Annotated in this window: 4 protein-coding genes; 1 reads left to right on the top strand and 3 read right to left on the bottom strand. The window is 67.8% G+C overall.

Annotation, left to right across the window (positions count from 1 at the left end; translation table 11 throughout):
* Positions 1–145 precede the first annotated feature (145 nt).
* From ACWDUA_RS18420 to ACWDUA_RS18410, 3 genes are read right to left on the bottom strand one after another with little or no spacing between them, the layout of a single operon-like run.
* Positions 146–955, bottom strand: coding sequence for an ABC transporter ATP-binding protein (locus ACWDUA_RS18420; RefSeq protein WP_449752451.1), 810 nt, complete (start codon positions 953–955; stop codon positions 146–148).
* Positions 952–2,025: a FecCD family ABC transporter permease gene (locus ACWDUA_RS18415; protein WP_449752450.1), complete on the bottom strand. Its 1,074-nt coding sequence runs from the start codon at positions 2,023–2,025 to the stop codon at positions 952–954. Before ACWDUA_RS18415 ends, ACWDUA_RS18420 begins: the two co-directional genes overlap by 4 nt.
* Positions 2,022–3,056 (bottom strand): FecCD family ABC transporter permease, encoded by a 1,035-nt coding sequence (locus ACWDUA_RS18410; protein ID WP_449752449.1) that lies wholly within the window; start codon positions 3,054–3,056, stop codon positions 2,022–2,024. The genes ACWDUA_RS18415 and ACWDUA_RS18410 overlap by 4 nt, the downstream gene beginning before the upstream one ends.
* 200 nt (positions 3,057–3,256) lie before the next feature.
* Between ACWDUA_RS18410 and ACWDUA_RS18405 the strand changes: the two genes are divergently transcribed.
* Complete coding sequence (locus ACWDUA_RS18405) at positions 3,257–3,769, top strand: hypothetical protein (RefSeq protein ID WP_449752448.1); 513 nt, start codon at positions 3,257–3,259, stop codon at positions 3,767–3,769.
* Positions 3,770–3,980: the final 211 nt, after the last annotated feature.

The raw sequence follows: 3,980 nt of genomic DNA, 5'->3' as shown, positions 1-3,980 counted from the left end.
CGGTTGGTGGTTGGGGTCCGGGCTCGACCATCAGAGGTGTTGTTGCGGTTGGTGGTTGAGCCGATGAGGAGCGTGGCGACGAGGCGTGTCGAAACCTGGGCGAGCCGGGCTCGCATCGCGACCACCTCGACGGTGGCCCCGTCGCTCACTCGGACATGGGGACCTTGCGGGCGCTGTGCGTGCCGATGGGCACGATCATGGGGCCACCGAAGACCGGGTCGGTGATGATCTCGGCCCGCAGACCGAAGGCCTGCTCGAGGAGTTCGACGCTCATCACCGATTCCGGGGACCCCTGCTCCACCAGCCGGCCGTCGCGCATCACGAACAGCGAATCGCTGTATCGGACGGCCAGGTTCAGGTCGTGGAGCACCATCACGATGGTCTTGCCGTGCTCGACCTTCAACGAGTGCACGAGGTCGAGCACCTCGAGCGAGTGCGTCAGGTCCAGGTAGGTGGTCGGCTCGTCGAGCAACAGCAGATCGGTGCCCTGGGCCAGCGCCAGGGCGATCCACACCCGCTGCCGCTGACCCCCCGACAACGCGTCGAGGGTGCGGTCGGCGAGATCGGCGGTCGCGGTGAGCTCCAAGGCCTCGTCGACGGCCTGCTCGTCCTCCGACGACGCCTGCCGGTACCACTTCTGGTAAGGATGCCGGCCGCGGCCGACCAGATCACGGACCGTCAAACCCTCTGGGGCCACCGGGTTCTGGGGCAGGATGCCGAGGGTCTGGGCCACCGACTTGGGGCGCAGGGTGGTGATGTCGACTCCGTCGAGCAGCACCGTTCCCGACTTCGGCGGGAGGAGTCGGGCGAGACACCGCAGCAGTGTGGACTTGCCACAGCCGTTGGGGCCGATGATGGTGGTGACCGCGGCGTCGGGCACATCGACGTCGAGCCCGTCGATGATGATCCGCTCGTCGTAGCCGACGACGAGATCACGGGCCGAGAGTCTGCTCATACGCTGGCCTTTCGGGAGATCGAGACCATCAGGTAGATCAGGAACGGACCGCCGATCGCGGCGGTCACGATCCCCACCGGCAGGCCGTCGGGCAGAACGGTGCGGGCCAGGATGTCGCCACCGACGACGAGGATCGCGCCGATCGCACCCGACGCCACCGGGGTGGGTACGGCACTGGCGGTCAGGCGCATCGCGATCTGTGGGGCGAGCAGTGCGACGAAGGCGATCGGGCCGGCCGCCGACACCGCGAGCGCGGCCACCACCACCGCGATCAGCAGCACCGCCGTCGACACCGCCATGGTGCGGACGCCGAGGCCGCGGGCCAGGTCGGTGCCGAGACTCATCGCGTCGATCTGACGCGCGAGCACCCCCACCCCGACAACGGCGACGACCACGGCGATGGCGACCGGCCACACCGACGACCACGACGTGTTGGACACCGAACCCACCAGCCAGACCTGCGCGCGCCCGACGTCCCGGATGTCGGCACGGGTGAGCCAGTACGCCGTCACCGCCTGCAGAATCCAGGTCATGCCGACGCCGATCAGCACCAGCCGCGTCGGATTGATCGCGCTGTTGGCCTTGCGGCCCGGCCAGGCCAGGAGGTACATCACCGCGGACACACCGAGTCCGCCGATCAGGGCGGCGGTGGGCACACCCAGATCGGCCAGCCATGCGCCCCAGCCGGAACCGAAGGCGATCGCGGCGACGGCGGCCATCCCGGCGCCGGCGGTGATCCCCAGCATGTCCGGGGTGGCCAGCGGATTGCGGGCGATCAGCTGGGTCAGCGACCCCGACAACCCGAGGGCGAACCCGACCAGCACCGATACCAGTGCGCGGGGGACGGCGTCGTCGAGGATCACGACGTTCTCGATCCGGGTGCCACCGCCGAGCAGGATGCGCATCACGTCGATCGGGGTGACCGGATAGTCGCTGATCGTGACGCTCAGCAGGAACAACACGAAGGCCGCGATCAGCGACACGGTGACGGTGAGCACCATGCGGGGTCGCAGAATCCATGTCGTGGGGCCGACACGCACGATCCGGGAGGGGCTGTCGAGGATGCTCATACGCTCGTCAACTTCGTTCGTCGGACCATGGCGATGAGGAACGGCGCGCCGACGAATGCCAGCATCACACCGACCTGGATCTCACCGGGCCGGGCGATCACCCGGCCGAGGATGTCGCACACCAGCAGCACCGCCGCACCGATCAACGCCGAGAACGGGACGATCAGACGGTAGTCGGGGCCGGTGATCGCGCGTGCGATGTGGGGCACCACGAGCCCCAGGAACACGATCGGTCCACATGCGGCGGTCGCGGCGCCCACCAGCAGCGTGATGGCGAGGATGCCGACCGCGCGGATCAGCAGCACCCGAGATCCGAGCGCCTTGGTCATGTCGTCGCCGAGGCTGAGGATGTTGAGGAAGAAGCCGCCGGCGACGGCCAGCACGAGCCCGACGATGATGAACGGAAGGGCGGCCCAGAAGATCTCGATGCCGCGTCCCGACGTCGACCCGACACTCCAGAACCGCCAGGTGTCCAGCGAGGCGGTGTCGGTGAGCACGATCGCCGAGGTGATCGCGGTGAGCAGCGCCGACAACCCGGTACCGGCGAGCACCAGCGTGATCGGACCGGTGCCGGTGAGCGCCGACACCCCGAACACCGCGGCCGCGGCGATCACCGCACCGATCATGCCGAATCCCATGTAGGCCAGCGGTGCGGAGATGCCGAAGACATAGACGCCGGTGACCACCGCGCAGGCGGCGCCGGCATTGACGCCGAGGATGCCGGGATCGGCGATCGGATTGCGGGTATGACCCTGGGTGATCGCGCCGGCCGCGCCGATCGCCGCACCGACGATCAGGCCGAGCACGGTGCGGGGGACGCGGAGGTCCCAGACGATCCCGGCGGTGTCGGTGGACTTGTCGATCTGTGGGGCGCGTAGGTCGCCCACCGCCCGCCAGATCTCCGCACACCCGGAGGCGAAGGCATTCCAGGTGGCATCGAGGGGCAACTCCCGCGTGCCGATCAGAACCGAGGCGATCGTGCCCGCGACCAGCACCCCGATGATCAGGATCAACCACGCCGCACGTCGCACGAAGGGAAACCTTACCTCACATCCGCACCATGTCCGGTTTGGTCCTTCTGGATGACAAAGTGGTCGCCCGTGGGCATCTTTTCTGAATCATCGGTAACAACAACCTGTGAGAATGCGATAGACCTTCACGTAACCATCAACGCCCTCGGGCGCTGTGGACTCGAGATCTCAGGGTCCGTCCGACGCAAGAAGGAGTGACAGTGAAGAAGTCGATGAAGCGCGCGGTCGCCGCCGTGGCCGCCGCCGCCGGAATCGCCGGTGGATCGTTCGTCGCCACCGCGCCGGCGCAGGCCGCGACGCCCAACCTGGTTCTCACCGGTGGTGTGTACTGCAAGTTCGGATTCACCCCCGGCCAGCCCTGGACCGACGGCATCTGGAACATGACCCGTTTCCTCACCGTCACCGCCCGCGGCGCGGACTTCCCGAACGTCACCCTGCAGGAGTTCAACGGCGAGAAGAAGTTCGTCCGCGGACTCAAGCGCGACCAGTCGCTCACCATCAAGACCGTGTGGCGTGGCTGTTTCCCGTCGTCGATCGCCGGTTACACCATCTCCAGCAACGCCGACAATCTGGTCGACAACGCCGGTTTCTGGTGGAACATGCGCCAGATCGAGAACATCTTCTCCCCGAGTGGCGTATCGGCCCCGAACAGTGGTGGCGGCAACACCACCCAGGCGCACGCACAGCAGGCGGCGGCCGACTTCGCCCGCTGACCGACGGCTTTCCCTCTCACGAAGGCCACGAGGGGCGACCGGATCTCCCGGTCGCCCCTCGTGGCGTTTCTGGGTGTACGGGCCGTCAGGCCTTCTGCACCTTGTCCGGCTCGGACGCGGCGAGCATGTCCTCGCGTTCGACGACCTTGACGCGTTCGCGGCCCTGGGCGGCGCCGAGGGAGCGTTCGTGTTCGTCGAGGCGGTACCAGCC

The sequence above is a fragment of the Gordonia sp. NPDC003376 genome (assembly GCF_053589235.1).
The sequence above is the reverse complement of the archived record's forward strand: the minus strand, read 5'-3'. Positions and strand labels throughout refer to the sequence as shown.